The organism is Desulfobulbus rhabdoformis (assembly GCF_016919065.1).
Taxonomy (GTDB): Bacteria; Desulfobacterota; Desulfobulbia; order Desulfobulbales; family Desulfobulbaceae; genus Desulfobulbus; species Desulfobulbus rhabdoformis.
Genome location: NZ_JAFFQA010000028.1, coordinates 49,288 through 70,797 on the forward strand (window position 1 = coordinate 49,288; position 21,510 = coordinate 70,797).

15 protein-coding genes are annotated in these 21,510 nt (G+C 51.4%); 5 read left to right on the forward strand and 10 right to left on the reverse strand.

Annotated features, from left to right (window positions below):
* Positions 1-18: 18 nt before the first annotated feature.
* From JWJ90_RS14885 to JWJ90_RS14895, 3 genes are all read right to left on the reverse strand, one after another.
* Positions 19-861, reverse strand: a complete 843-nt coding sequence (locus tag JWJ90_RS14885) for an HDOD domain-containing protein (RefSeq protein WP_205228027.1) — start codon at positions 859-861, stop codon at positions 19-21.
* Between the two features lie 201 nt (positions 862-1,062).
* A complete protein-coding gene (locus JWJ90_RS14890) occupies positions 1,063-1,518 on the reverse strand; it encodes a type II toxin-antitoxin system RatA family toxin (protein WP_205228028.1) in 456 nt (151 codons plus the stop codon).
* A gap of 9 nt (positions 1,519-1,527) precedes the next feature.
* Complete coding sequence (locus tag JWJ90_RS14895; protein ID WP_205228029.1) at positions 1,528-2,034, reverse strand: putative molybdenum carrier protein; 507 nt, start codon at positions 2,032-2,034, stop codon at positions 1,528-1,530.
* 300 nt (positions 2,035-2,334) lie between these two features.
* Between JWJ90_RS14895 and JWJ90_RS14900 the strand changes: the two genes are divergently transcribed.
* Entirely contained in the window at positions 2,335-2,901 is a 567-nt protein-coding gene (locus JWJ90_RS14900) for a YcbK family protein (RefSeq protein WP_205228030.1), read from the forward strand.
* 88 nt (positions 2,902-2,989) lie between these two features.
* Here JWJ90_RS14900 and JWJ90_RS14905 read toward each other — a convergent pair whose 3' ends face one another.
* Positions 2,990-3,712 carry a ComF family protein gene (locus JWJ90_RS14905; RefSeq protein WP_205228031.1) on the reverse strand — a complete coding sequence of 241 codons (723 nt, stop codon included), beginning with the start codon at positions 3,710-3,712 and terminating at the stop codon, positions 2,990-2,992.
* A 14-nt stretch (positions 3,713-3,726) separates the two neighbouring features.
* Positions 3,727-4,920 carry an isocitrate dehydrogenase (NADP(+)) gene (gene icd / locus JWJ90_RS14910; protein ID WP_205228041.1) on the reverse strand — a complete coding sequence of 398 codons (1,194 nt, stop codon included), beginning with the start codon at positions 4,918-4,920 and terminating at the stop codon, positions 3,727-3,729.
* A 333-nt stretch (positions 4,921-5,253) separates the two neighbouring features.
* Between icd and JWJ90_RS14915 the strand changes: the two genes are divergently transcribed.
* The 4 genes from JWJ90_RS14915 (at position 5,254) to JWJ90_RS14930 (ending at position 13,456) form a co-directional block, all read left to right on the forward strand.
* The gene (locus JWJ90_RS14915) at positions 5,254-5,985 is read left to right on the forward strand and encodes a lysophospholipid acyltransferase family protein (RefSeq protein ID WP_205228032.1); all 732 of its coding nucleotides are present in this window, start codon (positions 5,254-5,256) and stop codon (positions 5,983-5,985) included.
* A 294-nt stretch (positions 5,986-6,279) separates the two neighbouring features.
* Positions 6,280-8,961 carry an outer membrane protein assembly factor BamA gene (bamA, locus tag JWJ90_RS14920; RefSeq protein ID WP_205228033.1) on the forward strand — a complete coding sequence of 894 codons (2,682 nt, stop codon included), beginning with the start codon at positions 6,280-6,282 and terminating at the stop codon, positions 8,959-8,961.
* 272 nt (positions 8,962-9,233) lie between these two features.
* On the forward strand, positions 9,234-12,764 hold the full coding sequence (gene mfd, locus JWJ90_RS14925; RefSeq protein WP_205228034.1) for a transcription-repair coupling factor: 3,531 nt from the start codon (positions 9,234-9,236) through the stop codon (positions 12,762-12,764).
* Positions 12,761-13,456, forward strand: a complete 696-nt coding sequence (locus JWJ90_RS14930) for an HAD family hydrolase (protein WP_240194965.1) — start codon at positions 12,761-12,763, stop codon at positions 13,454-13,456. Before mfd ends, JWJ90_RS14930 begins: the two co-directional genes overlap by 4 nt.
* 98 nt (positions 13,457-13,554) lie before the next feature.
* Here JWJ90_RS14930 and JWJ90_RS14935 read toward each other — a convergent pair whose 3' ends face one another.
* The 5 genes from JWJ90_RS14935 to JWJ90_RS14955 form a co-directional block, all read right to left on the reverse strand.
* A complete protein-coding gene (locus JWJ90_RS14935; RefSeq protein WP_205228035.1) occupies positions 13,555-14,541 on the reverse strand; it encodes a hypothetical protein in 987 nt (328 codons plus the stop codon).
* A gap of 179 nt (positions 14,542-14,720) precedes the next feature.
* Positions 14,721-16,445: an HD-GYP domain-containing protein gene (locus JWJ90_RS14940; protein ID WP_205228036.1), complete on the reverse strand. Its 1,725-nt coding sequence runs from the start codon at positions 16,443-16,445 to the stop codon at positions 14,721-14,723.
* Positions 16,446-16,451: 6 nt separating this feature from the next.
* Complete coding sequence (locus JWJ90_RS14945) at positions 16,452-18,167, reverse strand: HD domain-containing phosphohydrolase (RefSeq protein ID WP_205228037.1); 1,716 nt, start codon at positions 18,165-18,167, stop codon at positions 16,452-16,454.
* Positions 18,167-19,660, reverse strand: coding sequence for a cyclic nucleotide-binding domain-containing protein (locus JWJ90_RS14950; protein ID WP_205228038.1), 1,494 nt, complete (start codon positions 19,658-19,660; stop codon positions 18,167-18,169). The genes JWJ90_RS14945 and JWJ90_RS14950 overlap by 1 nt, the downstream gene beginning before the upstream one ends.
* Positions 19,661-19,719: 59 nt before the next feature.
* Positions 19,720-21,018: an OmpP1/FadL family transporter gene (locus JWJ90_RS14955; protein ID WP_205228039.1), complete on the reverse strand. Its 1,299-nt coding sequence runs from the start codon at positions 21,016-21,018 to the stop codon at positions 19,720-19,722.
* Positions 21,019-21,510 lie beyond the last annotated feature (492 nt).

Sequence of the window (21,510 nt, forward strand, 5' to 3'; positions counted from 1 at the left end):
GATTATTCAAGACACCCTCTAGTCGAAAAGCCCTGCGGTGGTTTGGAGAAATTTTTGAATTTTTTCCAGATCAGAGTGTGAGAGGCAGAGTTGAAGAGCCTCGGGCTGCTTTAGCAGGACAATATCCAAAGGGTCTTCCAGGCCGATGCCCAGCGCGTGGCAAATGTGATTGGCCATGCGCACCAGCACCAGGAGGTAATTGTCACGGTCATAGTCTTCCTCATGATGGTCACGGGCAATGAGGGCTAATACCTCGGGCATCTGTATCTGCCTGAGCAGGTGATCCCCCTGCTCGCAGTGCAATAGCCCCATGGCCGCAAGCAAAATGTCTTCGGGTACGACCAGCCTTGTCTTTGTTTTTTTCTTTTTTTCGGCAAGCACCTTCAGGATGAACAGCTTGCCAATATCATGAAAGAGTCCAGCAGAGAAAGCCTCGTGCTGCATGACCCCAAAGTCGAGCCGCTGTGAAAGCATTCCGGCAGCAAAGGCACAGCCCAGCGAATGCTGCCACAATTTTTTCATGATGGCATCAATTTGTGGGTCGCGGGAGGTAAAGATCTTCTTATTGATATCGGTAAAGGCAATGCGCGCCACCTCGGAAAGTCCCAGGCGGATGATTGCCGCTTTTACCGTACTGACCGGTAAGAGCCCCCTATACATCGCTGAATTGGCAATATTGACTATATTGCTGGAGAGAGATTGGTCAGCACTGATCAGTTTGACAACTTTGGCAACATTAGGCTCTTTTCTCACCAGTTCCTGCTGCACCCGTAGAGAGATCGGATTGAAAACCGGTAGGGTCAAACGCTCGGAATCAAGAAAGGTGCGCAGTGTTGCAACAAAGGCGTGCTGGTTTACCATGATTTCTCAAGTGTAAGGGGAGCTCCAAGAGATGCATTAAGAATAATCGGTTAGAACGATTGTATCGCAGTTTGCCTGATTGGTGCCACAAAAAAGGAGTAAGACAAGCCAAAAACAATCGCCCTCAAAGAGCTGGAATTCGTTGCGCCGCAGGAGGAGTGCTTGTTGAAGACCTGAATTCGAGCACGAAATTGGGGACTTTCAGAACGTCTGGGCAGAGTGCTGTTTAACCTGTTGCTCCAGTTCTTTTAAGATGTTGCGCATGGAAAAAGAGTGGATGGGTTGCAGGTTGATAAACCGTGAAATCAGAGCACCCAGCAAGCCATGAACATGAACATCGAGCACATAACTGACCTGTGTGCCCTGGTCCCGGGGATCAAGTCTCCAGTGGGCATGGCCGGTGATGAAGTTTCCGATATATTCCAACTCAATGCACTCTGTCACTGAGGTCGCCCTGACAACGCAGGTAATGGGCGGTCCTCCCATGGGTCGGAGGTGTAGCTCTGTACCGATAAGTCCTTCTTGAGCGGGAGTGACACGGGGGAAAAGAATTTTAGGCCACCACTGTGGGTAACGCTGCATATCAGCGAGAATGGGCCAGATAGCTTCGGCAGGGAACGGTATGAGTCGAGAATCTGTAGCTTTGAGCGGGGGCATGGTCGTTTTTTATGGAAGAAGGTTCTTTTGTAAGGGATAGGTTACCGCGGTCATTAAAGCATAGACCGCCTGATAAATACGAGCATCATTACTTGCACGTGGACCAGCAACGTTGAGGGTTGTGATCGAATGTTGGTCGAGCCATTGTTCAACAAGGGTAGCTGCTTGCGCTGGTGGGGTGTGATCAAAATTAATGTGCAAAAAGGGCCGGTCGTGGCGAATTGCCAGGGCTTCAGTCAGGGCAGAACCACCGCTTAAGGGCCCAAATGAGCAGATGAGTGTACCCTCGGCTGCCAGAATATTGCTTTCTGTTCGAGCCCGATACTGGGCAGATTGGTGTTCTTTGAGCTGGTAACGGGTGGGTAAAGGACCAGCTTCGGTCTTCCTGCCTTTTGGTATCCAGCCACCGTGTTGCAACCCCAAATCAATGGCCGCGTCAAGGGCTGCCTGGTCGGCACCTGTCTGACCACCTGAAATAATACAAAAAAAGCTTTTCTTTTTTTTTCTTTTTAGCATAATCTAAAAATAATTGTTGATCTAAGCTACTGAAAAGATATTTGAATTCAAAATGAGCTCACAAACACCCCGTACGGAATCTTGACAACGCCTTGTGAATCCATTTTAATACTGCCCAATTTTGGAATGGTACGGAGCCAGGAAAAACGTTAAACATACATTTAAAAACAGTATGTTGCGAATTGCCTTTGTGCATTTTCTGCCTATTGTACCTGTTTTTTCCTGGCTGTAATCACTCCGAGTGGGGGAACTGATTTGTCCGTATCGGCTATTCGTGAGAAGCCTAAATTTAGAGAGACTATGGATACAGAAAATAGTACCTATCCGCAATCCCGTCGTTCTTTTCTTGTTCATTCTGCTCAGGCCCTTGTCGGGCTCACCGCTTTTTCCATCCCTGAAATCTGTTCAGCCAAGGTCGCCTCAGGTAAGCGGTCGGTTTACTTGTATCATGCGAATCAGCGTAAAGAGCTGAAACTGACCTATGCGGTTGGTAACCTGTATGACCCAAGGGCACTTGCCCAGGTCAACTCGTTTCTTCGCGATTATCATACCGGTCAGATTCACCGCATTGATCCCAAACTCCTTGATATCCTCTGGGCTGTTCAGCAGGAGACGGGGGCGAAAGGGGCCTATAAGGTTGTCTCGGCCTTTCGATCGCCACAGACCAATCGTAAATTGAGTCGAACCCACCGTGGTGTTGCCGATCATAGCCTGCACATGAAGGGCCGGGCCGTTGACTTATCCCATCCTGATGTGCGATTAAGTCAAATTCGGCATTGCGCCATGAATATGCGTACCGGTGGAGTGGGCTATTACCCCCGGTCAAATTTCGTTCATCTGGATACCGGCATGTATCGCACCTGGTAACGGACAAAACATACCGAGCATCTATCTGTCAACGGCATCCCGGAATACGTTCCGTGGGTGCCGTTTTTTTTATGAAACGCTCTGCTTTTCACCTGTGAAGCTGGGGGACACTTCGTGCCAGGGTAAAGACTTCAACTCGGCCAGCCCCCTGTCGTTTGAGCACCTTGGCGCATTCATTCACCGTACTCCCGGTTGTAAAAACATCATCCACCACGAGAATTGATTTTCCGTGGAGCTCGGTCTTCAGGTCAAAGGCCTTTTTCAGGTTACTGCGGCGTTCCTTTCCACTGAGTTGGGCTTGAGGAATGGTTTCCTGACGGCGAATGAGCAGGCTGGGGCGTATTTTGTTGCGCCATCCGGGGAAACAGGCCTGGGCAATGAGCAAAGCCTGGTTAAAGCCACGTTGGCGAAGTCGGCGGGCATGCAAAGGAACCGGAAGGATGTAATCTGGGGTGGTGAAATCCTTTTGATGTGGCCAGTGAGCCATCAGGGCACTGAGTGTCGGCAGGCCTCCAAGCTGCCCGCCGAATTTGAGCGGCAGGATAAGTGCATCGCTTGGTGGTTGATACAAAAACAGTGATCTGGCCAGGTCAAATGCATACTGTTGCAGGAGGCAGTTGCTGCACAGGTGGTCGACTCCGGTGGTAAATGGGGTGCCGCAGGAGGAGCAGAGTGGAGAAGAGATAAAGACGAGCTTTTGCTGGCATTCCGCACAAAAAAGCGGCGGCCGGGAATGAGCCAGCCGCCGCGAACAACCTAAACAGAGGGGAGGGAAGAGAAGGTCCTGGGCTGCCTGAAACAGCGAGGCCATTCGCTTTTCTCTCGTTACATATTACTGATTATCGCATCCCCAAAACCGGAACAGGAAAGCTCTGTGGCTCCATCCATCAGGCGAGCGAGGTCGTAGGTTACGGTTTTCTTGGAAATAGTCGTCTCCAGTGCTTTTTGGATGAGGGCTGCAGCCTCTTTCCACCCCATGTATTCAAGCAGCATCACACCGGAAAGCAGCAGAGAACCTGGGTTGACCTTATCCATCCCCGCATATTTGGGTGCGGTCCCGTGGGTGGCCTCGAACATGGCCACGCCATCGCCGATGTTGGCTCCCGGAGCCATTCCCAGGCCACCGACCTGAGCTGCCAGGGCATCGGACATATAGTCGCCGTTGAGGTTGGGCATGGCCAGTACGGAATACTCGCTGGGGCGGAGTAAAATCTGCTGGAACATGGCATCGGCAATCCGATCCTTGATCACAATCTTGCCTTCGGGAATCACACCGTTGTGCTGCTCCCAGAGGGCTGCTTCGGTGATGGTGAGATCACCAAACTCATCTGCTGCCAGCTCGTACCCCCAGTTGCGGAAGGCACCCTCTGTGTACTTCATAATGTTACCTTTATGCACCAGGGTGACCGAGTCATGACCATTGGCAATGGCGTGCTGAATAGCCTTGCGCACAAGCCGCTTGGTACCAAACTCCGAGATGGGCTTGATGCCGATTCCTGAATTGTCGCGGATGGAGGCCCCCATCTCGTTGCGCAGGAATTCAATGACTCGATTGGCTTCTTCCGTGCCGGCCTGCCATTCGATGCCGGCGTAGACGTCTTCGGTGTTTTCACGGAAAATGATCATCTCGACATGTTCCGGGTTTTTAACCGGAGAGACCACTCCCTGATAGTAGCGAACAGGTCGCACGCAGGCATAGAGATCAAGAACCTGACGCAGGGTGACGTTGAGGCTACGCATACCTTCGCCCACAGGGGTGGTCAGAGGTCCCTTGATGCTGACAACATATTTTTTCAGTGCCTCAATAGTCGCTTTGGGTAACCACTCTCCTGTGGTTTCAAACGCTTTTTCACCCGCCAGGATCTCCAGCCACTCTATTGAGCGGGATCCGTTATAACTGCGAGCAACTGCAGCATCGAGCACTCTCTGGGTAGCAGCCCAGATATCTGGCCCGGTTCCGTCACCTTCGATGAAGGGAATGATGGGGTTCTCGGGAACATTCAGTGTTCCATCAGTCATTACGGTTATGGTTTCTGCAGTCACATTAGACTCCTTTGGTACCGACAAGTCGTTTTCTCTTGAATGAAGCAGTGGAAGTACTGTCGTTTTAATGAAAACATGAGACTATATTCGATAGAATTGCTCACGTCAATCCCACCGAACTCTCAGAATTGGCACTCGGGTGTATGCCCTAAATGACAAAAGTGAAAGAGGATTGTGCTCCGATAAATGCTTGCTCTTCAAGCAGGTCCTTGATAAGTAACACAGAAATTAAGCGTCATCTTGCGCTGCCCTTCAATACACGGGTGGCTTTTTTTCAATGAGCATTGTGCTCTATTCACGGTTTTTTTCATGTCGCCTGTGCATCTGATTCGAGGGGTATGCACCCTTGTTATTGCGCCGTTTTTAACTTTTTCCGTCTCTGCACTTGCCCTTATGGACTTGCTTTTTGGACGAAAATCCGAGATCAAAGCCCAAGCCTTTCCCCGTTTCTGGGGGCGTACGCTTTGTGCACTCGCCGGTGTGCGGGTTCGGGTTGAAGGGATGGAACATATTGATCCCGATAAGACCTACATTTTTGCCGGAAACCATCTCAGTCAATATGATATTTTTTCTTTTCAGGGATATTTTCCCCACGATTTTCGTTGGATTGCAAAAAAAGAGCTGTTTGAAATTCCTGTTTTCGGGCAGGCAATGCACCGGGTTGGCTATATTGCCATTGACCGTTCCCACGGGCGCCAGGCCATAAAAAGCCTGGATAAAGCGGCACAAAGAATCGCTGCAGGCAGCTCTGTGCTCATTTTTCCGGAAGGGACCCGAAGTCCGGATGGTCATCTCAAAGAATTTAAGGCCGGAGCGGTGTTGTTGGCGATAAAAGCCGGTGTGCCTATCGTCCCCTTGGGGTTTAACGGTTCATATGAGGTGTTGCCCAAGGGAAAACTTTTACCAAGGCCAGGCGAAATAATCATTCGCTTAGGTGAGCCCATTGCCACAGATCAGTTTAAATCCAGCGACAAACAAGCACTTGCCGGAGAGCTGCAGCAGGCTGTTGCAAAGGTGCTTGAACCGCGATACACTGACTAAGCCGTCTTGCGGCTTGGGAAGACATCGTGAGCACGGACTGGAAAGAGTCCTTGTTCAAAGGGGGAGAAGTGGCCCCGGCTCCGGTAGAATCCCTTGCAAAATCAAGCAAATCTGTCATAATACTCAGCAATTCATCTGGTTTGCTGACGTATTTTAGTGAGCTATCACAAAGATAACGGCAAAATACTGAGGGCGGCCAATCGTTTCCCGTTCTTAAATCTTCCCTCCTTGGCCGATGTGTGGGGTGTACATCACGCATCGAACAACAAAAAGACTCTTACAGGACTTACTTCAATGCTGTCGACACAACACAACCGATCGGCGTATACGGCTCTTGTTTTTGTGCTCTGTACCCTTTTTCTGAGTTGTCTTGCCATTGCTCCGCAAACAGCACTGGCGTTGGAACATAGCACCCTCTTTCTGCCGTTTAAAATCAATTCACCCGATGCTGCAAATACAGCCTTGATGGCCGATAAAGTATTGGCTCAGGAGGCTGCTGCTCAGGGGATGAAGATGGTGCCACGTGCCCAGGCCGAGAAGCTGGTGTCGTATAATGGAACCTGGCCCCCTGCGGCAGCAACTCTGACTCGTCTTGCTGAAACCAGTGGTGCCGATTATGTAGTGGTGGGCAGTGTCAATAAACTTGGGAGCCGGGTCAGTGTTGACTGCTCCATTATCGATGTTCTTACCCCGCTGGCCCCATACTCTGCTTTTCGGGAGGCGAATGCCATCGAAGAGTTGCCTCGCCTGACCAGAGATATGGTTGGAACCATGCTCGCCTATTCCAACCGCAGTGCAACCGTTGCCTCCATTGTTCCTGAAGGCAATGTTCGCATAGACTCTGGGGCGATTTTGCAGAAGATCTCCACGAAGCCCGGAGACCTCTACGATCCCTCAACCCTGCGACAAGACTTGAAATCGGTTTTTGCTCTCGGCTATTTTGACAATGTCGAAATCGATGCGAGTGATACCGAGACAGGGAAAAAAATCATCTTTCGGGTCCAGGAAAAACCCCTGGTATCCAAAGTGGTTATCACCGGTGCTGAAGCCATTAAAGAAGAGGATGTCCGTGACGCCGCGGGCATTACCGTTAACTCGATTCTCAATCCCTTTAAGGTCAATGAGGCGGTTCAAAAAATTAAAAGTCTTTACAAGTCCAAAGGGTATTACAATACCGGTGTTGACGGAAGAATATCCACGAACAGTGACGGCAAGGCCGAGGTGCATTTTGATGTGACCGAGGGGGATAAAATCACCATCGAGGAGATCGCCTTTGTCGGCAATAAGAGCTTTTCCGCCGGAGACCTGGAAGATGTTATCCAAACCTCTACCCATAGATGGTGGATTTCCTGGCTGACCGATGCAGGTGTTCTCAAAATGGATATTCTGCGCCAGGATGCAGAGCGAATAGCCAACTTTTATCAGAATGAGGGCTTTATCGAGGCCAAGGTGGCAGAACCTCAGGTTGCAGTCAAGGAAGGTGGACTCTATATCACCTTTCCCATTGCCGAGGGCACCCGCTATAAGGTTGGCACAGTTGATATTGACGGGGATCTGATCAGAGATAAAGAGGAGATTCTCTCAGAGCTGAAAATCAAGGAAGAGGAATACCTCAACCGTCAGGTGCTGCGTAACGATATCACCCGTGTCACCGATATGTACGCTGAAAAGGGATATGCCTTTGCCGATGTTTCTACCCGAATCAACAAAGACGAAGAAAATAAAAGCATCGATCTGATGCTGTATGTCAAGAAAGGCTCCCTTGCCTATATCAACCGGGTTGAGATTACGGGGAATACTCGCACCCATGATAACGTCATCCGCCGTGATCTTCGCGTGAAAGAGGGCGGTGTCTTTGACTCCAAGGCTATCCGTACTTCCACCCAAAAGCTCAATCGTCTGGGGTTTTTTGAGCAGGTCACCGTAACGCCCAAACCCACCATGGTAGAAAACCAGATGGATGTGGTGGTGAATGTCAAAGAGAAGTCAACCGGGCAATTCAGTATCGGTGCAGGCTACTCCTCTTCTGAAAACATGTTGTTCATGGGGGAAATTTCAGAAGATAATATCCTTGGTACGGGAAACCGCCTTTCCCTTGCCGCCTCGACCTCGGCCAAATCGACCAAGTACAACTTGACCTTTACCAACCCGCGTATCATGGATTCCCAGGTGTCTGGCAATGTGAACCTGTTTAACTGGGAACACGAGTACGACGACTTTACCAAAGATTCAACGGGTGGATCCTTCCGTCTCGGACACCCGCTCTATGAGCGCTGGCGGATTTACTACGGCTACACTCTGGCCAATACCGATATTACCGATATCGATTCCACCGTATCAGAATATATTAAAAGATCAGCCAATATTCACTGGGAGAGCAAGGTTGACCTCTCCTTTGTCCGGGACACCCGCGATAAACTCTTTTCGCCCACCAAGGGCTCGCGCAACAGCTTCAGCGTTGAGTATGCCGGTGGTCCCATTGGTGGCGATGCCCAGTTCACCAAGGTGGAGGCCTCCTCTTCCTGGTTCTTTCCCATGCTCTGGGGCACGGTTTTCCATGTCAAAGGTGCTGCCGGACAGGCCTTTGAAAATGAGACCGGCAAGCTCCCTGTCTACGAGAATTTTTTTCTTGGCGGCATGAATTCGATCCGCGGGTTTGAATCCGCCTCGATCAGTCCGCGTGATCCTGCCACCGGTGATAAAATTGGTGGTGACAAAATGTGGTATGGTACGGTCTCCATCATCTTCCCGCTGATCAAGGACATGGGCATGGACGGTGAGATTTTCCATGACTTTGGTAACGTCTATGACGTGGACGAAGACTGGGATTTTGGCAGCTTCAAAAAGACCGCCGGTGTCGGTATCCTTTGGACTTCACCGCTTGGACCGCTGCGTCTGGCCTGGGGCTTTAACCTGGATCAACAGGATGGCGAGGACAGCTCCAACTGGGACTTCAGTATGGGTGGTACGTTCTAATGTCCATTCAGACTTGAACAATCTCCTCATTTCTCGACAGACACTAACTACACACCACTCGTGAGGGGCTCTCTGGCTTTGTGCAGAAGTCCTCTTGACTAAAGGGCATCTTGAATAATTGCTTTTTCTGCCAATCCCGGCGTCATGCTTAAAATTTTATCCTCGGAATATCAAACATATACCTGCGGTAAAATTTTGCACAATCCTTGGCCTTGATTGAAAAATCTAATTATTCAAGACACCCTAAAAAAACTCAAATAAAAACGCTGTGCATGCAGTCGATTCTCGCGCGGCTGCGTCAACGCGGCCCATTTTTTGACATAAACGGTCTCCATGGTTCTTCCACCGCCCTGCTTTTAAGCAGAGCGGTGGAGGAACTGAAGACGACCATTTGTTGTATCCTTCCCGCAGACGAACAGCTTGAGCTGCTGGCCCAGGATCTGGCCTTTTTTACGTCCTCCCGGGTACTGATCTACCCCAGCTACGAAATCCCCCCTTACACCCCACTCTCTCCGGATCCGGCCACGGTCTGTCAGCGCCTGGCAACCCTCTATCAGATTCAAGAGGACGACACCCCGTGTATTCTCCTGACCTCTGTTGAGGCGATCCTGCGGCGTGTACTTCCCTCCAGCGCCTTAAAAAATAACTGCGAGTTGGTTATTGCCAACGAGGAAATTGACCGGGAAGAGCTGATCAATGCACTCACGGCAAGTGGTTACCAGCTCTGTGACATGGTCCGTCAGGAAGGGGACATGGCCTTGCGGGGTGGTATTATTGATGTCTTCCCTCCTGGGCTGGATGGGGAGCAGAGCGGGCCGCTCCGTCTTGATTTTTTTGGTGATACCGTTGAGAGCATCCGTGTTTTCGATCCGATTTCCCAGCGCTCGAAAGAAAACATTGAAGAGGTCGTGCTTCTCCCGGCAACCGAGCTACTCTTTCCTCACAAAGACAAACGACCGGAACTCTTGGAGCTGTTGCAGCACAAGAGTGATCAGTGCCAGTGGACCAGCCAGGCGACCCGCTCTCTGCGTGAGCGGTTGACAACCGGCCAGCGTTTTCCCGGCATTGAATTTTTCTTGCCTTTGCTCTACGGGGGCAGTGAGCAGTTGCATACGCTTTTTGACTACCTCTCTAAAGATTCCCTGCTCTTCATGGCAGATCCCGCGGCTGTGAGCCGAAAGGTTGCGCTTGTTCGGGAGCGTACCCAGGCGAATTACCATGAAGCTGTGGAGCAGCAGAAACTTGCTCTACCACCGGATGAGCTCTTTGTGACCGATACCCAGTACGAAGAGATTATGGGAAAACGCCTGGATGCCCGTTTTTCCCTGTTACCCGATCCTGCAGGAGGGGTAGAGACCTTTACCGTGGACTGCAGCGATCACGGCCTGCTCGCCCAGGAAATTGAGCTACAGCGTAAAAAACGTGGTCTTCTTGGCCCGCTGGCTGATCGTATTGTGGAGTGGCAGGAAAAAAACGAGGCCATTGTGCTCGCCTGTCGCTCACTGCGCCAGAGCGAACATCTACGAGAGTTGCTCGCCCACTACCATCTGGAGAGCATTCTCAAGCCATCCCCCTATGCCACACCGCAAAAGGCTGAGGCCGGGGTTATCCACTGTTTTGAACAACCTCTCTCCAGAGGATTTGACCTGAATGGAGAAGGCGTCCATTTTCTCTCGGCCAGTGAACTCTTTGGAGAAAAACGATTGCGTTCGGGCCGCCGGAGGAGAAAGCGGCGCCATGAGGGGGAGGCTGTCCAGGTCGAGCAGTTGGCCGAAGGTGATATCGTTGTTCATCGTGACCACGGTATTGGCATGTTCAAAGGCATGGTCAATATGGAGATCTCAGGCCAACGTGGGGATTTTCTCCTGCTTGGCTATAAGGGAGAGGACAAACTCTATGTGCCGGTTGATCGATTGCACTGGGTCAGCCGCTACCAGGGGCTCACCGACCAGGAACCCAAGCTCGATAGCCTCGGCTCACAGAAATGGCAGTCGACCAAGAAAAAGGTCAGTGAGGCGGTCTGGAAGGTTGCCCAGGAACTGCTTGAGATTTACGCCAAACGGGAGATGCGACGGGGACACCGGTTCTCGCCTCCAGGTGATCTCTACCGTGAGCTGGAGGAATCCTTTCCCTATGATGAAACCAGCGGCCAGGCCAAGGCCATTGATGATGTTATTGACGATTTGACCCACGAGCAGCCCATGGATCGGCTCATCTGCGGCGATGTGGGCTATGGCAAGACCGAGGTCGCCGCCCGCGCCGCTTTCAAAGCGATTGAGGATGGTTTTCAGGTGGCCATTTTAGTGCCGACAACCGTGCTGGCCGAGCAACATGCCGCGACCTTTCGTGAGCGTTTTGCCTCCTTTCCAGTGGAAATTGCCTGCCTTAACCGGTTTCGTACCAGTAAGCAGCAGAAAGAGATCGTCGGTAAACTGAAAACCGGGGCCATTGATTTGGTCGTGGGCACCCACCGGTTGCTGTCCAAGGATATCGTCATGCATAAACTTGGGCTTCTGATCGTGGACGAGGAACACCGGTTTGGAGTGGCCCACAAGGAAAAGATTAAGAAATTCAAGGCAAATGTAGATGTCCTTACCCTGACGGCCACACCCATTCCCCGTACCCTGCAGATGTCGCTTCTGGGGATTCGAGATCTTTCGGTGATCTCCTCGCCGCCGCAGCAGCGCAGGGCTGTGAAAACCTTTCTTGCCAAACATGACCAACTGGTTATCCGCGAGGCCGTGATCCGTGAGATGGAGCGGGGGGGGCAGCTCTTCTTTGTCCATAACCGGGTCCAGTCGATTTACCGGGTGGCGGAAAATATTGGTCAGCTGGTACCGCATGCCCGTATTGGCGTTGCCCACGGACAGATGGCTGGCCCGGAGTTGGAAGATGTGATGGTCCGCTTTATCAACCATGAACTCGATATTCTGGTTTGTACCACCATTGTCGAGTCAGGGCTTGATATCCCCAATGCCAATACCATTATAATCAACCGCGCAGATTACCTGGGCCTTGCCGATATTTACCAGCTGAGAGGCCGGGTAGGGCGCTCCAACCGTCAGGCCTATGCCTATCTCCTGGTCGCCTCACTCGACCATCTCACGCCGGATGCGCAGCAGCGGTTGCGGGCCCTGATGGACTGCTCCGAGCTTGGAGGAGGTTTTAAATTGGCCATGAACGATCTCCAGATTCGCGGTGGCGGCAACCTGCTTGGAGTGTCCCAGTCCGGGCACATCGCTGCAGTTGGTTATGATCTCTATCTGGAGCTTTTACAATCGACTGTTGCGGATCTGAAGCGCCGTGCTCAGGAAGGTGAGAGCAGCTCGCCCACCGATCAGTTGGACCCGGAGGTGCAACTGAAGGTTTCAGCCTATCTGCCCGACAGCTTTATTCGGGATACCACCCTGCGCTATCAGGCCTATAGGCGTATTTCCATGGCCGGTTTTGGCACCGAGGAAGAACTTGTCGATATAGAAAGGGAACTGGAGGATCGTTTCGGGGTGCTACCCCGAGAAGCGACGACCCTGTTGGAGATAATTCGCCTCAAACAGCAGTGTCGCAGCCTTGGTATTGAGAAGCTGGAGCAGGCTCCGCAGGCGATTGTCTTCTCCTTTATCGACCAGGCCCCGGTTGATCCCAGCAAACTTCTGGCACTCATTCAGCAAAAGCCTTCAAAGAAAAAAGCGGCCCCACCCATTCGGCTGACCCCGGACCAGCGACTGGTTGTCCCTTGCCAGCCAATGGAGAATGTGTTTGAGCGGGCCTACTCAATTATTAACGCACTACAGGGAGATCAATGATGAGCAATACCCCCCTCTACTGTGAAAAGATATTTCCGGTTTTCCCCTGGGATGAGATCGATGTCGTGCTGTTAGATATGGATGGCACCCTTCTTGACAAACATTTCGACGACTATTTCTGGGAGCAATACCTTCCCGAGCACTACAGCCTCTCCCAGGATATTTCTGTTGCCCAGGCCAAAAAACAGCTTCTGGAACGCTATCATAAGGTCAAGGACACCCTGGATTGGGCAGATCTTGATTTCTGGTCCCGTGAGCTGGGGCTGGACCTGCAGGAACTGAAGATGCGGATCAATCATCTTATCGGCGTTCATCCTTATGTGATCGAGTTTTTTGAATTTTGCCTCCAGAGCAAGAAAAAGCTCTATCTGATCACCAATGCCCATACCCAGTCGCTTTCCATGAAGTTGCAAAAAACGGCCATAGGCCCCTGGTTTGATCGCATCATCTGTGCCTCCGAGGTTGGGGCTGCAAAGGAAGAGCCAGCGTTCTGGGAAAAGCTGGAGAACACGATCGCCTATGACAAACAGCGCACGCTCCTGGTCGACGATACGGAAAAGGTGCTCTTTACCGCCCGTGAGTACGGGCTGGGCTACCTGTTGTACGTTGCCCGACCAAGCAGCCGGTCACGGGTACAGTACTCCTGCAATTTCCCCTCAATCGAGTATTTCAAAGAGCTGTTACCGCGTTAAATAGCGCCTGCCCCGCTGGAGAAAAACCACTAAAAAAGCCCGCCTGGATCAAATCCAGACGGGCTTTTTCAACCTTGTTTCTGCTTTTCTGCGGAAAATCAGGTGGTGGTCGTGGTTTTTTTCTTGGGTGCGGCTTTGGCCCGAGTTGTCTTGGTCGTTTTGGTGGTCTTGGTGGTGGATCTTCTTCTGGGAGCCGGTTTTTTCTTCACCTCTTCCAGACCGGTTTTCACCTCTTCCAAGCCAGTTTTCATTTCTTCCAAGCCGGCTTTTGCCTCGTCCAACCCGGTCTTGGCTTCGGCTATTGCGTCAGTCAGAGGTTGGGGATCAAAGCTGGTGTCTTCCTGTTCAACTTTTTCCAGGCGGGTGGGAATATCACCAAGAATTTTTTCTGCGTTGATGCTGTCAATTTTAGCGACTGTCTCGCCAATTTTAGCTTCCAGGGCTGCAACCTGGGCAGTAACCGTGTTCACGGCCTCGCTGGAGGCGGCAATGTCGGAGGCAATCGTCTCGATCTGGGCTGCAGCGGCAAATTCACCGGTTTTAGCCTCAAGAGCATCTAATTTTGTATTAATAGCGGCAAACTGGTCGCTCAGGCTCTGCTGATTGTCGTTTACCTTCTGCATTTCAGTGCTGATAATACCCTGCAACTCGTCTTTCACCTCAGTGGTGCTCGGCTCTGCAGGAGTACTCTCTTCGGCTACCAACTCAGCTTTGGGAGCCTCGAGTTCCTTTGGGCAGCAGCATTGTGCCTCTTTACCCATCATGCATTTAATGGAACATACAGCCGCTTTAATCATTTCGGTAATACCGGCTTTAGCAGCGACGAACATGCTGCCGGCAGTCTCTTTGTTGACCATGGAAACGGCAAGCAAAAAGATTCCGATAAGAAAAGCAATGCAAACGGCCATGCCAATAACCATGGCGATGGACCATTGAACAAGACGGAAAGCACCGATGATAATCAGGCCAAGCGATCCCAACACACCGGTGTCGGGAGAGGCACTGGTCAGATAGGCCAGAAGGGTTAGAATTATGAGTATTACCGCTGATTTAACCAGCGGCCCCCGCATCATGTTTCGTTTCATCGTAAACTCCTCCGTTAGGAAACTCGCATCCAGTCACTGGGTATCACAAAGTACGCATGGGGCGACATCGAGGGACGCACTCAATACGCGTATCGATTAATTCTGTGAGGTTTTAGTGTATTTGCGTTGGAACGGCAAGGAAAAATGTTGTCTTTCAGGGAGCAAATGTGAATCGAGATTCATTGATCCCGTAGGTTGCAATCCCCTGATTCCATGCATAAACAAGGATCAGGTTCAGCCATGGTTTGGCTGACGAGAAGGAAGGTGTCCTGTGTTTTGAGAAAGACATCCACCACCGCCGGGTCAAATTGGCGTCCAATCTCATCGCCTATCATCTGTACGGTCTGTGCATGGGAGAGGCGAGCGTTGAGGTCAAGTGGTGCAGTGTGCTCTTCATAGGCATCTGCAACTGCCATAATACGAGCCTCAAGGGGGATTTCACTGCCGCGTAATCCTTGGGGGTAGCCGCGGCCATCCCAACGTTCATGGTGAAAATAGGCAATGTTCTGGGCAACAGCGAGAAAGCCACTGTTTTGAATGCCCTCCATCATGTTTTTAATGACATCACCCCCCCTGCGTGTGTGCTGACGCAACTGGGCTTCCTCCTGAGGAGAGAGTCCGTGTTTTTTGGTAAGGATGTCATCGGGAACCGCAACCATGCCAATGTCATGGAGAATCGCCCCCTGGTAGAGATCCTGGATGAAATTCGGGGTTAAGGTCGTGCTATAACGCGGGTCCTGGGCCAGCTCCGAGGCGAGAAGACGGCAATACTCACGAATGCGTTCCAGGTGATTGCCCGGGGTCACATCCCGATACTCAGAAAGCTTGGCCAGGGCGAGAATGGCCGCATTTTCCATCTTTCGAACCCGGTTGAGTGAGCCGATAAGTTTTTGTTCAAGTTGCTGGCGGATGCTGATGTCGCGCAGAACCAGTTGAATGCCGAGTTTCTTTTCAGCCCGTTGCAGCAGAGCCCCGCTTATTTCTACCTCCGTTTGGGATGCATCCGAGTTGCGGAGGGTGATACGCCAGGCGGAGATCGTTGCTCCCTGTGCAAGGGGGGCAAGCAATTCCCGTTCAAGGCGAGGACGATCATGCGCTAAGGCCAGGTCAAAAACGGAGGCTGCTTCGGGCAATGTCCCCCCAAAATAATGATCAACTGCGTGTTGGTTGGCCTGCAAAACAGTTCCGTCTGCATGCACCAGGATAACATCGTCAACAATGGCTTCATAGAGAATGCGAAAGTGATGCTCGGTTGCCTGCTGCTCCTGGGTGCGCCGCTGTACCTCCTGTTCGAGATATTTTGCCTGCCTGGTGAGTTTTTCCGAGGCCAGGTTTTCCTCATGTCGCAGGAGAAATTCCCGTTTCCTGGCCGTGCTGTCAGCCCAGCTCTGTGTGGCCGCGATAAAGACAAAGCAGATCATGAAAAAGAGGTTAGAAAAGAGGCTGAGAATCTCGTAAAGCCTTAAAGGGCCGATCATGGCGATGGCAAAGAGGTAGAGAAAAACCAGGGCAAAACCGCTGACCAAGGTTTGGCCGATACTCAAGGGAGCAAGGGCGGTATAACTGGTTATAACGACAATAACGCCCACGTAGTAGGGGGAGTTGACACCCCCCATGCGCAAAACTGTCAGTAAGACGATAATGCCGGCAAAGAGATACCCGGTAATGCCTATCATCCATGCTTTTTGAAGGGAGCGATCGCAATAATTTGCTGCCAGAAGCAGGCCGACGATCACCACAGCGGCAAGCCGATAGCGCAGGAATTCTGTGAACTGCTCAGGCAAAAGCAGATAATCAAGCACCGCAAAGAGGAACATGATGCCCATTCCCACCAGGAGGATGAAGTACACCCGTTTATGGTGTAATTGTTGAACTTCCTGTTGGAATTTTGGGTCAGATGTCATTCCTGCTCAGATCACTGGGAGTATTTGTGTCGGGTACATCTGCTGTCGTGCTCCGTCAAATTCCTGTTCTCTGCGGAGAAAGGCGGCAACGATGACCGGATCAAATAAATGGCCACTTTCGCTCAGTATTATACGGCAGGATTCTTCATGGCTAAAGGCTTCCTTATAGGGGCGTGTCGAAGTCAGGGCATCGTAGACATCAACTAAGCTGACAATTCGGGCCGCCAGGGGGATTTTCTCCCCTTTGAGGCCTGCGGGGTAGCCGGTTCCATCCCAGCGTTCATGGTGGCAACGGGTGATCTCCTGACCCAGGCGGAGAAAGGAGCGACTTTCCGAGTCACGTTCCGCCGAGGCGAGGGCATTACTGCCCAGATCGCAATGCTGCTTGATAACGGCAAATTCCTCTTGGGTTAAACGTGCAGGTTTGAGAAGGATGGAATCCGGAATGCCGATCTTGCCGATGTCATGCAACATGGAGGAGATGCAGAGGTCTTCAATAAAGGTATCCGTGATAATGGCTGGTGCATCAGGGGAGAGGGCCAGTTCTGTGGCAAGGATGCGGGTGTAGGCGCGGATACGGAGGAGATGGGCTCCGGTATCCTCGTCGCGGCACTCAGCCAGGCTGGCCAGGCCAAAGATTGCCGCCTGACGGGAGGTGTCCAGAAGCTGTTTGGATTCCAGGACCTGTTTTTCAATCTGTTTGGTCAGGGTGATGTCGCGGATAATGAGCTGATAACAAAGCTGCTGCTCGGGCATGGTCACCGAGTTTCCGCTGAGTTCTACATCCAGGAGTCGCCCTTGGTAGGTGAGCAGGCGCATTTGCATACCTTGCACCTGCCTGCCACGCGCAAGTTTGACCAGAATTTTTTTTGTGAGGATATCCTGGTCCTGGGGGGGGAGAAAGTCTGTCAGCGGCCTGTTTTTTAAGGCCTGGGAGGAAAGCTCCAGGAGTTGTGCTCCGTGGTGGTTGATCATCTGAATGATTCCCCGGTCATTGATAAGTACCACCAGATCCAGGATGTTGTTGTAGAGGTCTCGGAATTTCAGGTCTGATTCTTCCTGCTCGGCCATGCGCTCCTTGACGAGAGATTCCAGACCTCCTGTGTACTCCTGGAGCTCTTCATTGATGGAACGAAGGTTTTTTTGGGTGCGCAGAGAGCTGAGCAGGGTCTGGATTTCATCGAAGCACTGGACCGTGGTGACAATGACGATGCTGAGAAAGAAAAAGGTGTTGTTGATGAAGCAGTTGAGTTCCTCACCACTTACAGGGGGGGATCCCAGATAGACGGTCAGTGCATAGATGATGTACATGGCCCCACCCAGGCCAAGCGATTGAGATATGTTGAGCGGGAGTACAGAAAATCCCCCGGCAATCATCAGGAGAATGCCCACATAATAGCCCGAACTGAAACCGCCGAGTTGGACCGTCATAAGCGAGATGACTAAAGTGCCCAGCAAAATGGCACCGAACATAACCTTGCGGCAGTGGTGTTTGAACTCCTGGAGACGCAGAAGCTGGAGCAGAGCAATCAGGATAAGAACAAAGCACAGCCGATACCCGAGAAAGAGGGTGAAAAATTCACGCGCATGAACAAAATCAAGCAGGGAGAAAAAGGAAAAAAAGACTGCGCCCAACCAGAGGCAGATACGCGTGCGCTGGTAAAAAAGCTGATCTATTTCTTGAGCAACTTGAAGGGGGACTGTGGTGACGGCCTGTTCCATTATTCTTTGATTGCCTTTGCAAAGAGATTGACGCCGGATTCTTCCACCAGCACCTCAATCTTGTCGCCAAATGGAGTTGGGGCAAAGAGTTCATACATGTCTTCCTGAGTGCGGTAGATCAGTTCCCATTTCAACAGCTTATCGAGAAAGAGCGAGTCCGGGTAAAAGGTGAAATTCCCCAAAAGTAGGGTGCCGCCAGGGTTGAGGTGGTTGTAACACTGGGTGATCAAGGCGCGAAACAGGCGTGGATCCAAGTAGTCGCAGAGGCCGACCGAGTAAATAATGTCCAGAGGCTCGATATGGTGTTTGGCACGTCCCAGGGACCATTTGATAACGTTCTCGCTCATCAGACGGATGGAGGCCCGGTGAGGGAAGATGTTGACATTCTGGTTGGTATACTGCAGTGCTTCTGAGTCGATATCCACGCAGAGAGCCTCAATATCTTCGCTGTATTCGCAGTCGGCAAGAAAATCAAAGAGCTCCCGGTTGGGGCCACAGGCAAGGTTCATGATGCGGGTGATCTTCCCCCGCTCATGGATGGGTTTGCTGCAAAGCTCCAACTGTTTTTTCATGAGGATGCGACGTCCGCGGATTGCCAGGGAGCCTGGGCGCTGCAGGCAAAAGGCATCAATAATCTCGCCCAGTTTTCCCTCGCCTTTGGGAATGTCTTTATAGATATGCTCCATCATCAGGAAGTCACCGGCATAGCCCTTGGGTTTAAAGTAGGCGCGTTCGGCAAAACGGCTTCGCATGAAGTAGGGGAATATTTCTTTGAATACGTAGCCCCACATCATCTCTCCGTAGTTACTCCCAGCCATGATCTTGTCAAATTCGGGGAGGGCGGCATTGAGTTCGCCCATAACCGCATGGCAACGAGCTTCCGCCTCCGGATCTTCCTTACCTTCGGCTTCTGCCTTTTGCAGGGTATGAGAGAGGTTAAACAGCTCTGCCTTGAAGGTCTCCATCCGGCCACTGATGTTCTGCCAGATCGATGAGTTCAGCAGGGCGGAGGGCAGGGGCTTTACCTCGGTGTACCGGCTGGAATGGCGGGTGGAAAGCGAGTCCGCATAGCCGGCGATGGGTTCTCGTTCTCCGGCAATACGGCGAAATTTCCCGCAAATGTTCTGGGTGAGAAAGAAAAGGAAATCGACAAACAGCTCCGGCTTTGCTGCCCGCAGTTTGGTCATGACCATCTCGTCGAAGATGCCAATCTGGGCCTCGCCCGAGGCCAGTATGTTACGCACTCGGGACTCACCATCAAAGTAGCCGATCTCTCCAAAGAATTCGCCTTCGCCAATCAAAGCGACCGTGATGCGGGTGTCCACTCGGTCGGTATAGCTCACTTCAACGGCACCTTTGACCAGATAGTAAAAAGCAGGGGTGGTGCTTTCCGGACTGAGAATGGGTTCGCCGGGTGAAAAGGTGCGAATATTTGCATAGACCAAAACAGAATCAAGCAGGGCTGGTGCAATAGGCGTAGGTGATGGTGACATGAGCAAAACCTCTGGGCAGTGTTCAAGAGCGTTGCAGGGAAGTCCCTAAAGAAAAAGAATCAGAACCTGGTGATTAAGCCAAGGGTGACGGCATGGGCTCCGCCATCGGTGAATGTCCCGTTTAGGTCTCGGGCATTACTTTGAACCGAGCGGGTTCGGGTGTGATGATACATATAGGACAGGCCGACCTCTGTTGTGGAAGAGTAGCGGTAGCGAAGGCCGAAGCAGTACACCAGAGCGTCGGAATCTGGCAGCTGAAATTCAAGAGTCTGGTCAGGGATGGGCGTTTCATCAAAGGCGAATCCGAGGGTCGTGGTCCAGTGTTCGTTCCAGTCATAGTTCAGGCCGATCCGATAGGCGTTGGTATCTTTCCAGTTTCTGGTGATCGGGGAGTCAAAGTAGGCAAAATAAGGCTCTGAAAAATTTTGGGTGTAGGTGAAGTCCATTTCCGAAATAGCCCCCCAGAAGGTTCGGTCCCAGGCCACTTCGACGGTCAGGCGATCAAAGGAGTAGGAGGTTGAAAGACTCAGGATTGCTGGAAGAATTATATTTAAAGATGCTCCGGTTGAGTAGTGCAGGAAAGGGAAGGTGCCGATCATCGCATCCATCTGGCCGCTTCCGGTGAGGTCGAGTTCAACCTCGGAGCGATAGGTGGCGGCGATGTTCCAACGATCGGTTGGCCGTAGACTCATGGCAAGGTTGTAGCCCACTTCCATATCTGAGGCATTGGAAGAGTGGCGGACTGAGGTCAAGGGGCCAAGGGGGAATATCGAAGCCGTCAGGTCGTTGTCGATTTCTCCCCGGCCGTGGATAAAACGAACGCCCGCCCCCAGGCTCATCCAATCGTTGACCTTGAGGGCCAGGCTTGGGTTGGCTTCCACGGTGATGAGAGAAATTTTTTGAGAATAGGCTCGTGGAAAGGGCTGGGACCACTTCTTGGAGAGACCAAAGGGAGATGTCAGGGAAAAGCCAAAGCGCAGTTTCCCGTACTCCGGGGAAACCAGATGCAGCAGTGGCATATAAAAGATTTCACTCTCTGACTCACCGTTAAAGGCCGAGGTTCGGCTGTCGTTGTAGGAGACCGAGGGTAGATAGAGCGTTGTTAAGCTGGTTTCCACCTGCCAGATATCGGGCTGAAAAGCCATGTTGGCAGGATTGTAATAACTGGCATCCGGGCCAGGGGTATAGGCGGTGTTGGCCCCGGCTTTTCCCACGGCGCCCAGCGATTGATTGGTAATGCGAAATCCTGAGGCAAGAGCATGCTGGTCAGGGCTGAGGCCGCCACAGATGATTCCTGCCAGGAGAATGCCGCAAGTATAGGAGAAAGCCCAGACCTGTGGATAGCGCCATAATACCATGAAAACTCCTGCAAGGATAAAACGTCCATTTTGTTGTGTCGTTCTTCTTCGGGTAAGCTTCTATGGCGATTATAGCATTGATTGAAAAAAGTAAAATAAATTTAGCCTAATGATACCTTTTCGCACCAAAATGTAAGGTGAGACTTTTCGTTTCTTTAGGTAGATTTACGCATTTCAGTCGTGTTGGATACGAAGGGGAGATTAGAAGGGTAATTAGATATAGAAATACGATGCCTTGTGCTTACGGCATCGTACAGGGCAAGCGCATCAAAATGTCCTAACTAGGCCCAGTTAGAACCGAATTATTTTCGACCAGCGAAAAAATACGAATAAAATCGATTTATTATTCAATTCTACTCGCATAGCCTCTATATATTACCCTTCAAAAATCACTTACTTGGAGAAGGGGCATGAAAAAACAGCAGCCAGACATTATTTCCCATTTCGAAAATTTAATTGATCCGAGAGTAGAAGGGAAAAACCGGCATTTGC